We start from the raw sequence: 19,517 nt of genomic DNA on the forward strand, positions 1-19,517 counted from the left end.
TGTGATAAATTAGGATTATTAATATATTTTTTAAAATCTAATGGAAATTGTTTTTTATTATCACTAATACTATAAATTGCACGATTAATAGTTACTTGTTTATTATTTAATGTATAAACTTCAAATAATCTTACAGTTTGAGAATTTTGTTCATAATTATCATAAAAAATAGTACATTGAATTAATTTACCAGTAATATCATAAACTCTTTGTTGAATATCTATTACTTGAAAATATAAATTATCATTAGCAATATAAATTAAATAACCACTAATTCCTAATTTACTTAATTTAAAAATAGAATTTCAATTTTTTCTATAAAATTCTTGTTGAATTAAATATTGTTTAATAGTTTCATTATTAATATCTAATGGAGCATTATATAGATTAGCATTATTTTCTGCTACAAAATCAGTAAAATAAGTTTCATGATTAAAATCATTAAAGAGGCTTTTTAGAAATCTGTGTATCTTTGTTTTACAAAGTACTAGTTCAGATTAATTCTGTCTTCAAATTTTATCATAAAATGAGCAATTGCTGTATTTCAATTTTGAATAGGCAATGTTCATTTTTTTGTTATATTTTCAATTGCTAAATAAAATATTTTAAAAACTGACATATCATTAGGAAAAGCTTTTTTGTTTCTAATAACTTTTCGTAATTGACTATTAACAGATTCAATAGCATTTGTTGTATAAATTACTCTTTTGATTTCTGCAGGATAACTAATAAAAATCATCAAATTTTCTCAATTTTTATATCAAGATTTAGCAATTTGGGGATATTGTTTATTTCATTTACTTTCAAATGATTCTAAAGCTTGCATTGCTTGTTCTTCACTACATGCACTATAAATTGGTTTTAAATCTGTAACTAGAGTTTTTCGATGTTTGTATGAAACATATTTTAAACTATTTCGAATTTGATGAACAATGCATAATTGATGTTCTGTTTTAGGATAAACTGCTTGTATTGCTTCTGACATGCCTGTTAAATTATCACTACAAGCAATCAAAATATCATTTAAGCATCGATTTTTCATTTCTGTGAAATTAAGCTAATCAAAATTTAGCACCTTCATTTTCACTAATTCATAAGCCTAAAACATCTTTTTTACCTTCTAAATCAACTCCTAATGCTATATAAACTGATTTATTAATAATCCATTTATCTTGTCGAACTTTAACTACTATACAATCAAAATAAACAATCGGATAAACGCTTTCTAATGGTCGATTTTGTCATGTTTTGACATCATCAATAACATCATCAGTAATTTGACTAATAACACTTTCACTAATATCAGCACCATGATATAACTCTTGTAACTGCATTCTAATGTCAGATAGAGTCATACCTTTTGCATATAGTGAAAGCACTTGTTGATCAAAACCATCAAATCTTCGCTGTCTTTTTGCAACTATTACAGGAGTAAAATCACTATTGCGATCTCTTGGTACATCAATCTCAATTTTACCTTGTTGAGTTATTAATTTTTTTGAACTTGTACCATTACGAGCATTTTCAGTATTACTATGTTGATTTTTTTCATATCCTAAATAATTTTGCATTTCAGAATTCAACATTTTTTCAACTAAACGTTTTGTTAATTCTTTATATAAACCCCCTTCTTTAAAAACTGTTGTTAAATCTTCAGTATTTTCTAATAATAAATCTACTGCTTTTGATATTGGATCATTATTATTAATATTTTGTTTTTTAGCCATCTGTAACTCACTCTTTCTAGTCATTTAATTATATTTACTAGAATTAATTAAACATAGTTATTTTTGTAAGTTACACAGATTACTAAACATTGCCTCATTAAAACCAAAATAATTTAAAATAGAAGCATGTGTACTTTTATTTTTATTAGTTAAAAATTTTAATTTTTCATTTTGATTATCATTAATATTTGTTTTATCTTTTCTTTTAAATAAACTTAGCATAATACTCACCACCTTTCTAAAAGATTTGATTAATTTTTAATACAATTTTTACTATAATAAATATAATTAAACCAGCAGTTGCTGATGATAGAATTACTCCAATTAAACCTAAAATAATTTTTATAATTTTAAAAAACATAATATTATTCCTGTAATTCTTCTAATTTTCATACATTACCTTTTAAATTACCTTTTTCACTATAAATAGTAATCAATTTAGCATGTTGAACTGATAAAATTACTATATTAACACTATCATTAAAGGTTTGTATTGGTACACCAGCAATTTTGTTATCCGTTATAATAAATTCTTGAATAGTATAAACTGGATTATATATACTTCAAGAATAATAAACTCTATAATGTTTATTAACTATAAAATCATAAGTAATTTGTCAATTATCTCATTTATTTTTTTCTCTTATTCCTACTTCTTTTCAGTTTGAACCACTTGGACTTGGTGTTGGATTATTTGGTAATTCAATATCTCAACAATTTTCTTCAACTTCATTTGTTTCTAAACTTTTTGAATTAATTTTTATTTTTGGTGTAACATCAACTTTAATTGTATTTTGTAATTCTTCTAATGAAAGAATAGCACCATAATTAATATCTCCACCTTTTAAATATAAACTACAATTAAAACTACTTTCTCTAACAGTTAAAGTTAATATTACATCTTCATCTTTAATTTTAAATTTTGCAAGTAAATAATCTCCACCTAAATAATTACCAGTTTTAAATTCTACTTTATGCTTTATATTTGCTTGATTTACTGGTAATTCATCTAATGTTATAATTACTCTATATACAGTATTAAAATTAATTTCAAACGTATCTCATTCACGATTATTTTTACTTTTACTTATTACTTTTCATATTTCTTTATCTTGTTTTTATCAATATTTGCTTTATTTTCATTAATAGCACCAGCAACAGTTTTATTAATAGTTTCTAAATTAGGGATTTCTTGACTTACAGCATTCAATTGAAATGCTACTGGAAACTTTTTTTCTGTGTCTTCTAATTTTTTATCTACTTCTTCTTTTTTATAATAATCAGTTAAATTGGTTTTACGACCAGTAGCACTAATTTTATTATTTTCATCAATAGTTATATTAGTACCAGCAATTAATTTATCTTGTTTTTTATCTAATAAATTATTAGTTTCTAGTTTTGTGTAATAATCACGTTCAGTACGTTCTTCTGCTATAAATTCAGTTGGTGTTCCTTTTCCAATATATTGATATAATGTAACAGAACTAGGTTGATAATTAACATCATTAGAAGTCACCGTAATATCATTTAATTCCTTAGTAAATAATAATTGTATTTTAACATTATCATTTACAATCAATTCATCTAACTTAATAGTTTTTTGTGTTGTTCTATTAATTTCACCACCTAAATTAAATATAGTTTTTTTATTACTATATATGTAATTATCAGTAGGATTATTAGGTGGTTGATAAATATAACCTCATATTGCTAAATATATTTTTCCAAATTCATTACTAGGAATAAAAGAAGACATTTTTTTCATAAAGGACTAGTTTCAATATTAAATCAATTATTTTTAATATCATCAATATTTTGTTTATTAATATCAACTTTATTTTCTAATAATTTAATACTATTTTCATTAGTAGTAATTCTTTTTTGTTGTTTAGCAGAAAAGTCCTTTAATTTTGTAGAAAAGTAATGATACATGATAAAGTGTTATTTTTAGAGAATTTTTACACTAAATAATGTTACTTTTAACAAATTTTTAATTAAAACCTGAATTGTAAACCTGAATTGTAAATATAAATGGGACAGTTTTTTAAAATAATTGTATTAAATCTATTGGTCTTTTATAAGATAGTGATTTTCTGGGTGTAGAATTAATTTGAAATGCTATAGTATTTAAATCTTTTTGTTTATATGAAGATAGATCCTTTAATTTTGTAGAAAAGTAATGATACATGATAAAGTGTTATTTTTAGAGAATTTTTACACTAAATAATGTTACTTTTAACAAATTTTTAATTAAAAATAATATTTTAAGTGTAAATTGATGAATAATTTTTGGTCATCCATACTTTTCTACATAATTAAAAGATAGATCTGTAGATTTTGGTAAATATCTTCTTAAAATACCATTATTATTTTCATTTAAACCTCTTTGACAAGGTTTACCAGGATCTGCAAAATAAATCTTAACATTACAATTTTTTTCGATTAATTTTCATTTACTAAATTCTTTACCACGATCAAAAGTAATAGTTTTAACTGTTCCTTTTTGTAACTTTGAAATAAATTTTATTATACTTTTTGTAATATTTTCTGATTTATTATTTTTAGTTGCTAAAGGAATTGTGGTTTTTGATCATATATCAGCTAAAGTAATAATAGAACTTTTATGATCTTTACCAATGATAGTATCACCCTCTAAATGACCAAATTCTTCTATATTTTTAATATTAGGAATGATTAAATTTCTTTCATGAATAGACTTACAATTATTAATTCTGCCCCTAGTTTCTTTTTGTTTGTGAGGTTTATTTTTTCCTTTTCTCAATAAGTTATTTTCATCAAAACCCATTCGATTTGTTTTAAACATGTTATATAAAGTTTTTGTTGAAATACTTTTTATTTTATTTTCCTTTAAAAAATTAGCAATTATATCAAGAGCATAATTTTTAGTAATTAACAAATGATTAATAGTATTAATTTTCTACCTGCATTTTGTTTATTTTTTTGAATTTTATTCAATATTTCTAATGGCAATAAGTTTTGATTTAATAATCTACAAACTCTATGTACAGTTGATTTACTATAATCAATGGCTTTTGCTATTTTACGAATCGAAAATCCATAACTTTTATATTCTTTTATTGCTATTATTGATTCAATAGTCAGATACTTATTTTAATTATGTAGAAAAGTATGGATGACCAAAAATTATTCATCAATTTACACTTAAAATATTATTTTTAATTAAAAATTTGTTAAAAGTAACATTATTTAGTGTAAAAATTCTCTAAAAATAACACTTTATCATGTATCATTACTTTTCTACAAAATTAAAGGATACTTATACATTGTGCTAATTCCTTTCTTTTCTTAATTATAGAATTAACACAATTTAATTTTTATATAAGTGTCCTTTTTAATTTTACAATTCAGGTTTTATAATTTATGATGAAAATTTGAAAGAATTATTAGTAATTTTTAAGAAAACCAAAAATTGCTTTATAGTAGAAAGTAATGTATAATATTAGCGGGGATGTTCTGGTTTCGACAGGAGTGAACAACTAATTGTGGCAGTGGTTTGGTAGACCATAATACTACGAGGTTTCATAACCGGAAAACAAACTAAAACCGTAGTACCTAACTGATTCACAACAAAGTTAAACAACTTTGGATTTGGTTTAGGAAATCAAGCAGTTTTACCTGCTTAATTACTTAAGAAGTAAATACTACCGTTGCTAATAGCAAGTTTATCATTATTAGTAACGTATCATAAGGATAAACTAGAAAAAATGATGTTAATAAATTTTTTCGAATTTCCATTAACTAGCTATTCATAATTTCGTATAATTTATTATTAAATAGTGATTTTTCTAAATTATACTAAACTGTAGATACAGTTAGTCAGTTAACTTTTGGACGCGGGTTCGATCCCCGCCATCTCCACCATAAATTAAATGCACAATTGTGATTTTTTTTATTATTCCTGAATTGTAAATATAAATGGGACAGTTTTTTAAAATAATTGTATTAAATCTATTGGTCTTTTATAAGATAGTGATTTTCTGGGTGTAGAATTAATTTGAAATGCTATAGTATTTAAATCTTTTTGTTTATATGAAGATAGATCTGTAGATTTTGGTAAATATCTTCTTAAAATACCATTATTATTTTCATTTAAACCTCTTTGACAAGGTTTACCAGGATCTGCAAAATAAATCTTAACATTACAATTTTTTTCGATTAATTTTCATTTACTAAATTCTTTACCACGATCAAAAGTAATAGTTTTAACTGTTCCTTTTTGTAACTTTGAAATAAATTTTATTATACTTTTTGTAATATTTTCTGATTTATTATTTTTAGTTGCTAAAGGAATTGTGGTTTTTGATCATATATCAGCTAAAGTAATAATAGAACTTTTATGATCTTTACCAATGATAGTATCACCCTCTAAATGACCAAATTCTTCTATATTTTTAATATTAGGAATGATTAAATTTCTTTCATGAATAGACTTACAATTATTAATTCTGCCCCTAGTTTCTTTTTGTTTGTGAGGTTTATTTTTTCCTTTTCTCAATAAGTTATTTTCATCAAAACCCATTCGATTTGTTTTAAACATGTTATATAAAGTTTTTGTTGAAATACTTTTTATTTTATTTTCCTTTAAAAAATTAGCAATTATATCAAGAGCATAATTTTTAGTAATTAACAAATGATTAATAGTATTAATTTCTATTAAAGTTAAAATTATTAATTTTCTACCTGCATTTTGTTTATTTTTTTGAATTTTATTCAATATTTCTAATGGTAATAAGTTTTGATTTAATAATCTACAAACTCTATGTACAGTTGATTTACTATAATCAATGGCTTTTGCTATTTTACGAATCGAAAATCCATAACTTTTATATTCTTTTATTGCTATTATTGATTCAATAGTCAGATACTTATACATTGTGCTAATTCCTTTCTTTTCTTAATTATAGAATTAACATAATTTAATTTTTATATAAGTGTCCTTTTTAATTTTACAATTCAGGATTTAATTTAATAATTAATTATAAATAACTTTATAAGATTTTAATTAGTGAAATAAATAATAAAAAAATATTTAAATATTTTATGAATAATATTGTAAAACAAGTTGCAAATAGTAACTAGTCTTGGTAATATTGAAAAGTCTTTAAATTTTTTTAATTATATTTGGAGCCGTGGCCAAGTGGTTTAAGGCATAAGTCTGCAAAACTTTGATCGTCGGTTCGAATCCGATCGGCTCCTCCAAAATATTAATAATATTTGCAAATATACTTGTAAATATTACTTTTAATAAGTTATAATTGATTAGGTTTAATGATTTAATGAGTTACTATAAATTTTAGTAATTAAATGCGCCTGTAGATCAATTGGATAGATCGTTTGACTACGGATCAAAAGGTTGTGGGTTCAAGTCCTGCCAGGCGCACCATCGGGATGTGGCTCAGCTTGGTAGAGCGCTCGGTTTGGGACCGAGAGGTCGCAGGTTCGAATCCTGTCTTCCCGACCATTATTAAATAAGGGCCCTTAGCTCATTTGGTAGAGCGCCTGCCTTGCACGCAGGAGGTGGTCGGTTCGATCCCGATAGGGTCCACCATTATATATCGGTTAAACATTTAAACTAAAACTGGCGAGGTAGCTCAGTTGATTAGAGCGTTCGGTTCATACCCGAGAGGCCATGGGTTTGAGTCCCATCCCCGCTACCATAGTCTAGGACCCTTAGCTTAGTTGGTTAAAGCTCCCGGCTCATAACCGGGCGAGCATTGGTTCGAATCCGATAGGGTCCACCATACTTAAATACTCGGAGGCTTACCCAAGTCCGGTTGAAGGGAACAGTCTTGAAAACTGTCAGTGCGTAAGTGCTCGAGGGTTCGAATCCCTCAGCCTCCTCCATTATTATTAAATTTTATACATCGCGGAGTGGGGAAGTGGTATCCCGTCGGGCTCATAATCCGAAGATCATTGGTTCAAATCCAGTCTCCGCAACCACGGTCTTGTGGTAAAGTGGTTAATACGCCTCCCTGTCACGGAGGAGATCGCGGGTTCGATCCCCGTCAAGACCGCCATTTAGAAAATAAAACATAAGCAGTATTAATTTAGAGAGTAAGTAAAAGGTCTTACTCTTTTTTTATTGGTATAATTAATAATTATTTTATTCATTATGGAAGAAAGTTTTTGATTGATTAAGTAAATTAAAAATATTAAAATACACGTATAATTTAAATAATCAATATAATTTTATTTAAATTTAACTATTACTTTATAATAGTTTTTAATTTTTAAAAAGGAGCAAAAATATGCTAAACAATTTATTAAACTTTAATAACTCATCTTCAAGTATCATAAGTAGCAATAATGTTGAGACATTGATACCAGTGAATAATGCATTAACATTAGAAAATGGTATCAATGAACCAATTTTAAAAAATATATTATCATTAAATTTTTTATATAATATTGAAATGAGTTCTAAAGAACAACTGCAATTACTAACGGCAGAACAATTACAATTATTTACGCAAAAACATATTAAAGTGTTTCCTGAATTGTAAAATTAAAAAGGACACTTATATAAAAATTAAATTGTGTTAATTCTATAATTAAGAAAAGAAAGGAATTAGCACAATGTATAAGTATCTGACTATTGAATCAATAATAGCAATAAAAGAATATAAAAGTTATGGATTTTCGATTCGTAAAATAGCAAAAGCCATTGATTATAGTAAATCAACTGTACATAGAGTTTGTAGATTATTAAATCAAAACTTATTACCATTAGAAATATTGAATAAAATTCAAAAAAATAAACAAAATGCAGGTAGAAAATTAATAATTTTAACTTTAATAGAAATTAATACTATTAATCATTTGTTAATTACTAAAAATTATGCTCTTGATATAATTGCTAATTTTTTAAAGGAAAATAAAATAAAAAGTATTTCAACAAAAACTTTATATAACATGTTTAAAACAAATCGAATGGGTTTTGATGAAAATAACTTATTGAGAAAAGGAAAAAATAAACCTCACAAACAAAAAGAAACTAGGGGCAGAATTAATAATTGTAAGTCTATTCATGAAAGAAATTTAATCATTCCTAATATTAAAAATATAGAAGAATTTGGTCATTTAGAGGGTGATACTATCATTGGTAAAGATCATAAAAGTTCTATTATTACTTTAGCTGATATATGATCAAAAACCACAATTCCTTTAGCAACTAAAAATAATAAATCAGAAAATATTACAAAAAGTATAATAAAATTTATTTCAAAGTTACAAAAAGGAACAGTTAAAACTATTACTTTTGATCGTGGTAAAGAATTTAGTAAATGAAAATTAATCGAAAAAAATTGTAATGTTAAGATTTATTTTGCAGATCCTGGTAAACCTTGTCAAAGAGGTTTAAATGAAAATAATAATGGTATTTTAAGAAGATATTTACCAAAATCTACAGATCTATCTTCATATAAACAAAAAGATTTAAATACTATAGCATTTCAAATTAATTCTACACCCAGAAAATCACTATCTTATAAAAGACCAATAGATTTAATACAATTATTTTAAAAAACTGTCCCATTTATATTTACAATTCAGGTAGAAAAAAAACGTTCGACTCGTTCGAATTTAGAAATGTATACTAGTCAGAAAATTAAATCATTAACAGAAAAGAAAATTAAATCATTAACAGAAAAGGAAATTCAATCATTATCATTAGAACAAATTCGAGCGCTTGCACCATGACAGATTAGATTATTTACATCTGATCAAATTTCATGATTTAGACCAAGTCAGATTACAAATTTTACTAAAATACAAATACAAACTTTTACAAAGGAACAAATTTCATGATTTACACCAAGTCAGATTGCACAATTTACATCTGACCAAATTTCATGATTTGAATGATGACAGATTCAAGCATTAACTAAAAACCAAATTCAATCATTTAGTCATGCAGACATTAGTTCTTTTACATCTGACCAAATTTCATGATTTAGACCAAGTCAGATTGTAGAATTTACTAAAAACCAAATTCAATCTTTTACAGAAGAACAAATTCAAGCATTCACAATCGAACAAATACCATATTTTACACCAGAACAAATACCACATTTACACCAGAACAAATTCATTTTTTTACAGCAGAACAACGAAAAATTTTTGAGGGAAAAATAGATAAGTATTTTAATAGCACAACTAGCACAACAGTTGATTCAACAACAGTAAAACAAGTTGAAGAATTTAATTCAAAACCAATGCAATTATTATCAAAATCAGAAATTCAATCATTATCATTAGAACAAATTCTGTTATTAACTCCAATACAAAAAGCAGAACTGTCAGAAGAACAAATTTCATGATTTAATCAAGAACAATTGGCAACATTTAAATTAGAGTCAGAGCAAGTTGAAAACAATAAATTAGTTTCAATGTCTTTTTGAATTTTACCTATTTTTCCTCTTTGTTTAGTTGGAGGTTTAATAGGTTTTATTTTTAAAAAAATTAGAACTAATTTTAAATCAAATAATAACTTAGAAAGAAATAATGCAAATAAATCACAAGAATTAATAAATATAAATAATGAAGAAGAAATATTAATTATGGATAATATTGAATTACAATCTGTATGTGATGAAAATGTAGAAAATCTAAATAATGAAGTTGATAAGTGAAAACAAATAAACTCAATAGATTTATCATATTCTCACTCAAAATTAGCAAGTGCAAGTATTTCTAGATACTCCATATAATCAAAAAAATATTTAAACAATACTATATTATTAAAATAAACAATAATTATTGAAAATTATTGTTTATTTTTCATATTACTTGTAGTTAAAAATAGATATTATTAATTATGTTTGTATTTATTTTAAAATAATAATTTGATTATTTTATAGATTTAAAATTCGGATATAAGTTAACTATATAGTTTTTAAATAAAATGCATTATAATTATTTTATAGGATGGGTGAAAGATATGGATAAATCATTAGATAAACAATTTTTAACTACAAGTAATCTTATTGGTCAAAAAGAGTTAAAGAAATTAAAGGAAACTCCTTTACCTTCATTATTAGATTTAAATTTAACAAGAGTTTATTTTACTAGTCTTGGTGATGGTTTTTCGCGAATATTTATTTTAACTATTCAAATTTTTTGAATTGGTTTGATTTTTTTTAATGGCATTGGTTTTGGTCAATTGGTTGCTAATCTTCCTGGTATACCATCAGCACCAGTTTTTCAAAGTGCAATATTAAAAGTAGTAGCAATGTTAGTTACTGTTTTATTTGCTTTTATAATTTTAATTATGATTTTACCCGTTTTTTTATCTAAAACTATTAGAGGTATTGGTTTAAGTTGTTTATTTTTTTTAATATTTGGTTCTATTGTTAATTTAATAATTATTGGTATTAGTTTTTTTATGTTTTCTTATAGTGACAGTCCTTATCGAATGACAGTATTGATTTTCGCGGTTATAGCACTCTTATTATGATGAATTGCTATTTTGCATTGATGATTAAATACTATTGAAAATAAAAAATATTTAATTAAAAGTATTATTAAAATGTATGAATTAAGTTTTAGATAATGGAAATTTAGGTGAATAATATATGACTAAAAAGAAAGATAATGATGATTGAAGAAAACTAAATAATATTACTAAATACGTTACTGGTAAAGTAGAACCAGTAAAAGTAAAAAAAAGTTTTCTGACAATAACTATTTCTTTAATTATGATAATTGGTTTAGCAATTAGTACTTTTTTTATTGCTCTTGCTATGCAGAGTGCTTTTAATATTGGTGATTTTAAACAAAATATTCCAGAAGAATCAATTATTGTTGATATGAATGATGTTCCAATTGATAGTAGTAATAAAAATTTACGTTTGCCATTTTTTGAAGAAGAATCAAAAAAACAAGTTTTTGATTTATTAATAAAAGAATCTTGATGAGATAGTTTTTTTCCAACTAATATTACTAATTATGATTTCACTTTTTATAAACCTAATAGTAATGATGAATTAGATAAGAGTTTAATTCAAACTGATGGTGTTACTAAATTTGATTTAAAATTAAAGTTACAATCTTCATTTATTGAATTTAAAATGCCAGTAATTGCATTAATTAAAAATACTGCTAAATTTTATGAAAAATTTATGATGTTTAATCAATTTGAAGGAAAATTTAGTAAACATATTTCAGGAAAATTTCCAAATGGTAGTGATTATTTGCAAGAACAATGAACACATGGTTATTTACCAACTAATTTTTATTATGCGGATAAAATTGATAATACTGTTATTTATAAAACAATCGAAGATGAAATTAATAAATTTATTAATGATTATGAAGAAGAATTTGCTAGTGATACTCATCTTTATCCAATAATATCAACAATTCCTTTAGCAGATATTGATTTTAATGATGTAGCTACTATTAAGCCATATTTTGAATTAGTTCATCATCCCGAATTAAATTATGTTGGTAATGCTGTGAATAGTTCCAAAGAATATGTTAATCTTTATTCATATTCTTCAAATTTTCCATTAAAACCTTTTTATATAACATATGTTTCTAATCCAAATGTTGTTTATGATTTCATTGATTTAAAACCAACAAGTATTGAAGAGGTTATTGATTATCTTAAAGTTAATCCTATTGATTTTGTTCCTTTTAGTATGGTACAAGAAGCAGTAGATAGTGATGAATCATTAATAAAATATAGTCCTCCACATGTATTATTGACTAGTGATAATAGTGGTAATCATTTTAAATATAAAGAATTGAGTTATTATTTTGGCTTTTCAAATTCAATAAATAATAGTATTGAAAATATTAATGTTAATGATTATATTAATATTGGTGATCTAGAAACCTTTTTAGAAAATAAATATTGACAAGAAATGTATCAATTTGCAAAAAATAATTCTACTTTTTTCTTATTAGATTATCCTGATTCGAGGGTTGATCCAAATATTAATTGAAATCTTGTTATTAAATCACTTGCTACTTTTAAAGGATATTTTATTAAAGCTTTAAAGGTGCAAATTGATGAGTTAACTGCTTTTACTTTTTTAGATATTGATGGTAATAATTTATCATTAAAGGCAACTGATATTATTAAGATTGATGATATTAAAAAAATTAGATTTCATATTGGAAAAGATTTGACAAGCAGTGACTATGTTCCCAAGCCTCATAGTTTTAATTTTACTTTTAAAGTAAAGTGAATTTAAATACTTAAAAATAAGTGTTGATTTTATGAAAATGGGTTAAATTTTGATAACTATAATTTAATATTCATACTACTTATATAAAATAGTTTTAATTATATAGGTTATTAATTGTAAAATTAATATAAATTTGTTATTATTCTTATGTATAAAAAATATAAATAATATAGTAGTTTTTAACCCATTGTTTGTTGAGATAAAAGCAAATGGGTTTTTATTTTGAAAGGAAAATTATAAATGATATTGCAAAAATATAAAAAATTAAAATTAGCAACCTTATTTTTATTTATTTTAACTATTTTAACTATTTTAATTATGGTAATTGGTTTAATGTTAATTGGTTTTTCAAATTTTAATAAAAGTTTTTTTGAACATCTTAAATTATATAAAGAAAAAAGACTTATTATAGAAATAACACTAGAAATAACAAATGGATTTAGTTTATTAAATTATATGAGTGTAAATTATATTTTAAATCATTCTGCAGAAAATATATGTTTATCAGTAGTTCATAATTATGATGGTTATTATGATTGAGTTCAGTTACAAATTGGAGTTATTTTTTGTATAATTTTAACTCCAATTTTTGGATTTTTTACTATTGCATTAACTTTTTTAATTATTGGTTTAAAAGTAAAAATAAAAAATAATAATTTTTGAGATGCAATCCAAAAATGTGAAATAATTAACAGTTATTATGTTCATTAGGTATTTTGTTTTTAAAATATATTAAGTATTATTTTTAGTGAATCAACAAAATATTTTATTTTATATATTGATTTATAATTTCTTATTTATTTAAAAAATATTTTTAATAATTATTTAATTTTGGATGGTCAAAGTTAAATAATTATTTTTTTGTTTTTTAATTTTGCCATATTATATTTCCTGAATTGTAAAATTAAAAAGGACACTTATATAAAAATTAAATTGTGTTAATTCTATAATTAAGAAAAGAAAGGAATTAGTACAATGTATAAGTATCTGACTATTGAATCAATAATAGCAATAAAAGAATATAAAAGTTATGGATTTTCGATTCGTAAAATAGCAAAAGCCATTGATTATAGTAAATCAACTGTACATAGAGTTTGTAGATTATTAAATCAAAACTTATTACCATTAGAAATATTGAATAAAATTCAAAAAAATAAACAAAATGCAGGTAGAAAATTAATAATTTTAACTTTAATAGAAATTAATACTATTAATCATTTGTTAATTACTAAAAATTATGCTCTTGATATAATTGCTAATTTTTTAAAGGAAAATAAAATAAAAAGTATTTCAACAAAAACTTTATATAACATGTTTAAAACAAATCGAATGGGTTTTGATGAAAATAACTTATTGAGAAAAGGAAAAAATAAACCTCACAAACAAAAAGAAACTAGGGGCAGAATTAATAATTGTAAGTCTATTCATGAAAGAAATTTAATCATTCCTAATATTAAAAATATAGAAGAATTTGGTCATTTAGAGGGTGATACTATCATTGGTAAAGATCATAAAAGTTCTATTATTACTTTAGCTGATATATGATCAAAAACCACAATTCCTTTAGCAACTAAAAATAATAAATCAGAAAATATTACAAAAAGTATAATAAAATTTATTTCAAAGTTACAAAAAGGAACAGTTAAAACTATTACTTTTGATCGTGGTAAAGAATTTAGTAAATGAAAATTAATCGAAAAAAATTGTAATGTTAAGATTTATTTTGCAGATCCTGGTAAACCTTGTCAAAGAGGTTTAAATGAAAATAATAATGGTATTTTAAGAAGATATTTACCAAAATCTACAGATCTATCTTCATATAAACAAAAAGATTTAAATACTATAGCATTTCAAATTAATTCTACACCCAGAAAATCACTATCTTATAAAAGACCAATAGATTTAATACAATTATTTTAAAAAACTGTCCCATTTATATTTACAATTCAGGTTTTAAAAAAATAAATTTAAATTTAATAATTTTGTAAAATTAAACGCTTATAATTTTGATTTATATCAGATACTATTATTAAGTTTTAATACCTAAAATAAGTTATAATATAAATAAAAAATAAGGGGTGTTAGATATATGGAAGAAAAAAAAGATGACTTAAAAAATACTCCATTGTCAAATGTTGATAATAGTATTATCAAATCAAATAATGATAATCCATCATTTAAAGATATTGAAGAACAACGTTTTACTACTTATAATCCGTTATTAAGTGATAGTATTAAATTTAAAAGAATGTATTGAAGTTCAAAAATGGAAAATATTGCTCGTATTTTGTTACTTACAGTTTCATGTTTTCATTTAATTTTTTCTTATTTTTTAGCTAACAATTTGGTTAATCAAATTTTGAGTAATAAAGGTAGTAACATGAACCCAACTTATATAATTTATATATTTTTAATTATAACTTTGGGATTTAATTTTATATTTTATTTACCAGTAGCGATTGGTCGCACTGCTAGTGCTATGTTTGGATGATCAATTGTTTATATTATTTTAGCAATTGCTTATTTTATAGTTTTAGAAGTATTTTGTACAATTTTGTTAGTGGTTAATGGATTAGTAAATGAAACTGTTTCTGCAGAAGTTCCAATATTTATGATTATTGTTTTACTAATAACTGTTTTATGATTAATTGCTGCTTGTTTATTAATTGTTAAAAGTGATGATGTAAGAAGAGAATTAAGTGTCGAATAAATAATAAGTAAAGGAGAATATAAATGAGTACAGATAGTTTACTTTCTAAGCGAATTGAACAATTAATTAAAGTAATTAGCGCTGATGTTTATGAAAAAGAAACTGTTTTTAAACTTGCTATTTTGGCGTTATTATCAGGAGAATCAATATTTTTATTAGGATTACCAGGAATTGCTAAATCATTAATTTCACGACGAATTAAATATGCGCTCCATGAAGGGCGAAATTTTGAATATTTAATGAATCGTTTTTCTACTCCAGAAGAAATTTTTGGACCAATCTCAATCAAAGATTTATTAAAAGGTAACTATGTAAGAATTATTGATCAATATTTGCCTGCTGTTGATATTGCTTTTTTGGATGAAATTTGAAAAGCAGGCCCTTCAATTCAAAATACATTACTAACTATTATTAATGAAAAAATCTTTCGTAATGGTGGTGTTGATATCAAAGTACCATTAAAACTATTAATTTCAGCTTCCAATGAGTTACCAGAAAGTGGTAAAGGTTTAGAAGCTTTATTTGATCGTTTTATTATTAGAATGATAGTTTATGGTTTAACTAATGAAGAAAATTTTAATGATATGTTAGAAAGTATTACTAGTTTAGAAGTAAAAGTTCCACTTGAATTACAAATTAAAACTTCTGAATATGAAAAGTGATTAAAAGAATTGGAAACTACTGTTACTTTAAGCAAAGAAACATTAAATTTTATTTCTCGTTTTCGTAAAATTTTAACAGAAGCAACTAATGGTAAAGCTTACATTTCTGATCGAAGATGAAAAAAAATTGCTAAATTAATAAAAGCTTCAGCTTATTATAATGGTAGAACAACTACTGATAAGCCTGATTTATTGATTATTCCTTACTGTATTTGAGATAATGAAGATCAAGAAAAAGAATATACAAAACTTTTCAATGAAGCATATTGTGAAGATTTAACTTACACATTGAAACAAAATCAGATTGAACTGGAAAGTGAGTTGGAAACATTAAGTAATAATGCCGAAAACATTAAAGATAGTCAAAATCAACCATCTATTTACTCCAATCCATTTTCTGAACAAATTAAAGGCATATATTATCGTTTATTATGACATAGTGATGAATTTCCAATTTGTTTTATTAGTAGAAAGGATTTTCAGTTATTATTACGACGTAATAAAAAGAGTCATAATATTCAATTATTTTATGGTAAAAGTTTAAGTAAAATGGAAGGTAATCAGAAGTTTGAGTTGCAATTAAAGAATTCTAGTGAGTTAATAAATATTACAAATAATTCTATAATTCAAGTTGAATTAACTAATACTGATAGTAAATCACAATTTGGAAATATTAATAGTCAAATGAAAGATTTAAAGCAACAAATTAATGAATTAAAAGTACATTTTGAACAAGAATATCATAGTTTAAGTAAAACCGATTCTATATTTTTTGATGAACAATTTAAATCACTATTAGAAATGGCATTTTTTGATAAAATTTCACAAATACCCGAAGCAGAAACCGAAACGACTCTTTCATCAGAATCACTAACTGAAGATTCACCAATAACTATTCCAAATGTTAATGATACTAATAATAATAATTCTGATATTAATTAAGATAGGTGATTATTATGGAACAATTAATTGAATCCCATGTTTCACAAATTTTAGAAACTAAATTGAAAAAAATGTCTTTATCAGAAACAAATTTAAGTAGCTTTGCTTGATTTAAAAAAAATTTTGCTTGATTAGCTTCAGAATTTGATCAACAAATTAGTCATTTTTATTTAAATGAAGTTTTAGAAAAAAGTAAAAATATTGTTATTAGTCCCATCATTAAAGGAGAATTACGATTATATTTCTGAGTTATGATTAATGGTATTGATAGATTAAAAAATAATTGACAAGAAATTTACACTAGGGCAAAAATTCTTGATTCACCAATGATTAATTATTTTCATTATTTTCAGGAAAAATTTAAGGATCGTAAACTTAATAGTAAATTAACTTTTGATAATTTTACAAGACATTGAGAAAGTTTAATTGTTCAAAGAATTGTAAATTATAAATTATTTGAAACTATGCAAATGCGTCAAAAGTATTTAACAATGTGAAGTAATAATATTAAAATTATTAATGAAGTAAGACATATTGTTGGTTTTGCTTGAAATTTTTTTGGACGATTTTGAGAAGGAGATTTAAATGATTTTAAAAAAATTAATTTAAATATTATTATACAATATGGTGAAATTTTAAATAAGAATCCAGCTATTATTGAAATTGCTAGACTACTTGGTCGTTGAAAAGGAATTTCAGGTTTAACAGAAAAGCAGGTTCATCAAAAAGTACAAATTGAATATGAATTAAAGCCATTAGGAAAATGACCTGAAGAAATAGTAGGAATTACCGAGGGTAAAGATTTAGAACATTTATTACCATTAGAATTAGTTAATCTTGCTATTCCAGAGTTAAATGCTATTTTTTATAAAAAATTTGTTGAAGAAAAGTTAGCAATTACAGAGTTTGAATCAATGGATTTAGTTGCTACTGAACATCTTGTTGAAGAAGTTGTAGAAGTACCAATTCCCGAAAGTGAAGGCCCTTTTATCTTATGCATTGATACATCTAAATCGATGAGTCATAGTCCAGAAATTATTGCAAAATCAATTGTGCTTGCTATTAGTAAAATTGCTTTACAAGAAAAAAGACCATGCTATATGATCAATTTTTCTGGTAAATTTGAAACTTATGATTTATCTAATTTAGTTTCATCAATTCCCAATCTAATTCATTTTTTAGGTCATAGTTTTAAAGGACATACTAATATTAATCCAGCTATTAGTCATGCTTTAACAATTATGCAATCTAAAACATATCATAATGCAGACTTATTGGTAGTTTCTGATTTTTTATCTGCTAATATTACTAAAAATAATATTAATTTAATGTTGCAACTAAAAGCAAAAGCTAATCGCTTTCATGCTATTAATATTGCTTCTTCAACATTACCTAATAATTTTAAAAAATATTTTACTAATTATTGACATTATGATCCTCGCGATCCATTTGCTGCGCGAAAAATTGCATTAAATTTAGCTAAAACTAAAAATAAATCTTAATCTTAATTTTGATAGTTATTTTTTTGCTTTAATAATGATAAAATATTATTAGAGTGAAAAAGTAAACTGATAATGAGAGATGGATAATATGAAAAAAAATAATTTAATTTTAAGCAAAACATTAGTTATTATTAGTGTTTTAACAGTAACAATTAGTTTATCAATTTTTCCATTATTTAATTGGGGTGTTCCATTAAAAAACAATATTGCTATTATTATTACTTTAATCGTTAATAAAGAACCAATTACTAGTAGTTTTTATAAACAATTAATGACTAGTGATAGTATAGTTTCTTTATATACTTTTGGAACATTATTGATTTTTAATTTAACTTATTTAATACCATTAATTTTTATTAAAAAACCTTTTTCAAGATCAGTTTTTGCTATACACATGTTATTAATAACCTTAGTATTGATACTTTTTGTATTAGTACTTTTTAATTACTTTAATATTAGAAATTTTCAAACTATTCCTTTTAAAGATTTATGAACAATTCCTTGATCAGGTATTGGTTTAAGTTTACTTACTATTTTTTGATATGGCTTAAAAAATTTATGAGTTAATCCTCCACAATTATCAAAAAAAACTAATGATTATAGTAAAAACAAAAAAGAAGAAATTAAAAGTGATGATTTACCATCATATGAAGATTTACATTTACAATTAAAAATGTTAAAAAAACAATTAAAAGAAGTTAGAAATATTAAAGCTAAGAAATAATAAAAGTTATTTTAGA

General features: G+C 23.7%; 16 protein-coding genes, 9 tRNA genes, 1 other RNA gene and 3 pseudogenes. 22 read left to right on the top strand and 7 right to left on the bottom strand.

Features of this window, described 5'->3' with window-relative positions; translation table 4 throughout:
* Positions 1–487: 487 nt before the first annotated feature.
* From AAHH39_RS02255 to AAHH39_RS02280, 6 genes and pseudogenes are all read right to left on the bottom strand, one after another.
* Positions 488–1,727, bottom strand: a pseudogene (locus tag AAHH39_RS02255) (IS256 family transposase).
* Between the two features lie 57 nt (positions 1,728–1,784).
* A complete protein-coding gene (locus tag AAHH39_RS02260; protein WP_342218701.1) occupies positions 1,785–1,949 on the bottom strand; it encodes a hypothetical protein in 165 nt (54 codons plus the stop codon).
* An 868-nt stretch (positions 1,950–2,817) separates the two neighbouring features.
* Positions 2,818–3,492, bottom strand: a complete 675-nt coding sequence (locus AAHH39_RS02265; protein ID WP_342218702.1) for a hypothetical protein — start codon at positions 3,490–3,492, stop codon at positions 2,818–2,820.
* Complete coding sequence (locus AAHH39_RS02270; protein WP_342218703.1) at positions 3,438–3,659, bottom strand: hypothetical protein; 222 nt, start codon at positions 3,657–3,659, stop codon at positions 3,438–3,440. Before AAHH39_RS02270 ends, AAHH39_RS02265 begins: the two co-directional genes overlap by 55 nt.
* A gap of 112 nt (positions 3,660–3,771) precedes the next feature.
* Positions 3,772–3,885: pseudogene (locus tag AAHH39_RS02275) on the bottom strand (IS30 family transposase); the annotation flags it as partial.
* A gap of 45 nt (positions 3,886–3,930) precedes the next feature.
* Positions 3,931–4,850: pseudogene (locus AAHH39_RS02280) on the bottom strand (IS30 family transposase).
* Between the two features lie 363 nt (positions 4,851–5,213).
* On the opposite strand from AAHH39_RS02280, the gene ssrA reads away from it, so the two are divergent.
* Positions 5,214–5,630, top strand: a transfer-messenger RNA (tmRNA) gene (gene ssrA, locus AAHH39_RS02285).
* 67 nt (positions 5,631–5,697) lie between these two features.
* Here the strand turns inward: ssrA and AAHH39_RS02290 are convergent.
* Entirely contained in the window at positions 5,698–6,642 is a 945-nt protein-coding gene (locus tag AAHH39_RS02290) for an IS30 family transposase (protein WP_342217458.1), read from the bottom strand.
* 250 nt (positions 6,643–6,892) lie between these two features.
* On the opposite strand from AAHH39_RS02290, the gene AAHH39_RS02295 reads away from it, so the two are divergent.
* The 21 genes from AAHH39_RS02295 to AAHH39_RS02395 all read left to right on the top strand — a co-directional run bounded on the left by AAHH39_RS02295 (position 6,893) and on the right by AAHH39_RS02395 (position 19,501).
* A tRNA-Cys gene (locus tag AAHH39_RS02295) sits at positions 6,893–6,968 on the top strand.
* A gap of 107 nt (positions 6,969–7,075) precedes the next feature.
* Positions 7,076–7,152, top strand: a tRNA-Arg gene (locus tag AAHH39_RS02300).
* A 1-nt stretch (position 7,153) separates the two neighbouring features.
* Positions 7,154–7,230 (top strand) — tRNA-Pro (locus AAHH39_RS02305).
* A gap of 11 nt (positions 7,231–7,241) precedes the next feature.
* A tRNA-Ala gene (locus AAHH39_RS02310) sits at positions 7,242–7,317 on the top strand.
* 32 nt (positions 7,318–7,349) lie between these two features.
* Positions 7,350–7,426 (top strand) — tRNA-Met (locus tag AAHH39_RS02315).
* Positions 7,427–7,433: 7 nt separating this feature from the next.
* Positions 7,434–7,510 (top strand) — tRNA-Ile (locus AAHH39_RS02320).
* Between the two features lie 13 nt (positions 7,511–7,523).
* A tRNA-Ser gene (locus AAHH39_RS02325) sits at positions 7,524–7,613 on the top strand.
* A 21-nt stretch (positions 7,614–7,634) separates the two neighbouring features.
* Positions 7,635–7,709: transfer RNA gene (locus AAHH39_RS02330), tRNA-Met, on the top strand.
* 1 nt (position 7,710) lies between these two features.
* Positions 7,711–7,786: transfer RNA gene (locus AAHH39_RS02335), tRNA-Asp, on the top strand.
* A gap of 231 nt (positions 7,787–8,017) precedes the next feature.
* Positions 8,018–8,272, top strand: coding sequence for a hypothetical protein (locus AAHH39_RS02340; protein WP_342218704.1), 255 nt, complete (start codon positions 8,018–8,020; stop codon positions 8,270–8,272).
* A 73-nt stretch (positions 8,273–8,345) separates the two neighbouring features.
* The gene (locus AAHH39_RS02345) at positions 8,346–9,290 is read left to right on the top strand and encodes an IS30 family transposase (RefSeq protein WP_342217458.1); all 945 of its coding nucleotides are present in this window, start codon (positions 8,346–8,348) and stop codon (positions 9,288–9,290) included.
* Positions 9,291–9,356: 66 nt separating this feature from the next.
* Positions 9,357–9,902, top strand: a complete 546-nt coding sequence (locus AAHH39_RS02350) for a hypothetical protein (protein ID WP_342218705.1) — start codon at positions 9,357–9,359, stop codon at positions 9,900–9,902.
* A gap of 80 nt (positions 9,903–9,982) precedes the next feature.
* Positions 9,983–10,477 carry a hypothetical protein gene (locus AAHH39_RS02355; protein ID WP_342218706.1) on the top strand — a complete coding sequence of 165 codons (495 nt, stop codon included), beginning with the start codon at positions 9,983–9,985 and terminating at the stop codon, positions 10,475–10,477.
* 230 nt (positions 10,478–10,707) lie between these two features.
* Positions 10,708–11,319 (top strand): hypothetical protein, encoded by a 612-nt coding sequence (locus AAHH39_RS02360; protein ID WP_174481267.1) that lies wholly within the window; start codon positions 10,708–10,710, stop codon positions 11,317–11,319.
* 22 nt (positions 11,320–11,341) lie between these two features.
* Complete coding sequence (locus tag AAHH39_RS02365) at positions 11,342–12,967, top strand: hypothetical protein (RefSeq protein WP_342218707.1); 1,626 nt, start codon at positions 11,342–11,344, stop codon at positions 12,965–12,967.
* A 234-nt stretch (positions 12,968–13,201) separates the two neighbouring features.
* Entirely contained in the window at positions 13,202–13,672 is a 471-nt protein-coding gene (locus AAHH39_RS02370) for a hypothetical protein (protein WP_342218708.1), read from the top strand.
* A 264-nt stretch (positions 13,673–13,936) separates the two neighbouring features.
* Positions 13,937–14,881, top strand: a complete 945-nt coding sequence (locus AAHH39_RS02375) for an IS30 family transposase (protein WP_342217458.1) — start codon at positions 13,937–13,939, stop codon at positions 14,879–14,881.
* 169 nt (positions 14,882–15,050) lie between these two features.
* Positions 15,051–15,671 carry a hypothetical protein gene (locus AAHH39_RS02380; RefSeq protein WP_286642598.1) on the top strand — a complete coding sequence of 207 codons (621 nt, stop codon included), beginning with the start codon at positions 15,051–15,053 and terminating at the stop codon, positions 15,669–15,671.
* Positions 15,672–15,694: 23 nt separating this feature from the next.
* Positions 15,695–17,275 carry an AAA family ATPase gene (locus tag AAHH39_RS02385; protein WP_342218709.1) on the top strand — a complete coding sequence of 527 codons (1,581 nt, stop codon included), beginning with the start codon at positions 15,695–15,697 and terminating at the stop codon, positions 17,273–17,275.
* 14 nt (positions 17,276–17,289) lie between these two features.
* The gene (locus tag AAHH39_RS02390) at positions 17,290–18,777 is read left to right on the top strand and encodes a VWA domain-containing protein (protein ID WP_342218710.1); all 1,488 of its coding nucleotides are present in this window, start codon (positions 17,290–17,292) and stop codon (positions 18,775–18,777) included.
* An 88-nt stretch (positions 18,778–18,865) separates the two neighbouring features.
* A complete protein-coding gene (locus AAHH39_RS02395; RefSeq protein ID WP_342218711.1) occupies positions 18,866–19,501 on the top strand; it encodes a hypothetical protein in 636 nt (211 codons plus the stop codon).
* Positions 19,502–19,517 lie beyond the last annotated feature (16 nt).

The sequence above is a fragment of the Spiroplasma endosymbiont of Amphimallon solstitiale genome, from assembly GCF_964030965.1.
In the GTDB taxonomy this organism is placed as follows: Bacteria; Bacillota_I; Bacilli_A; order Mycoplasmatales; family VBWQ01; genus Spiroplasma_E.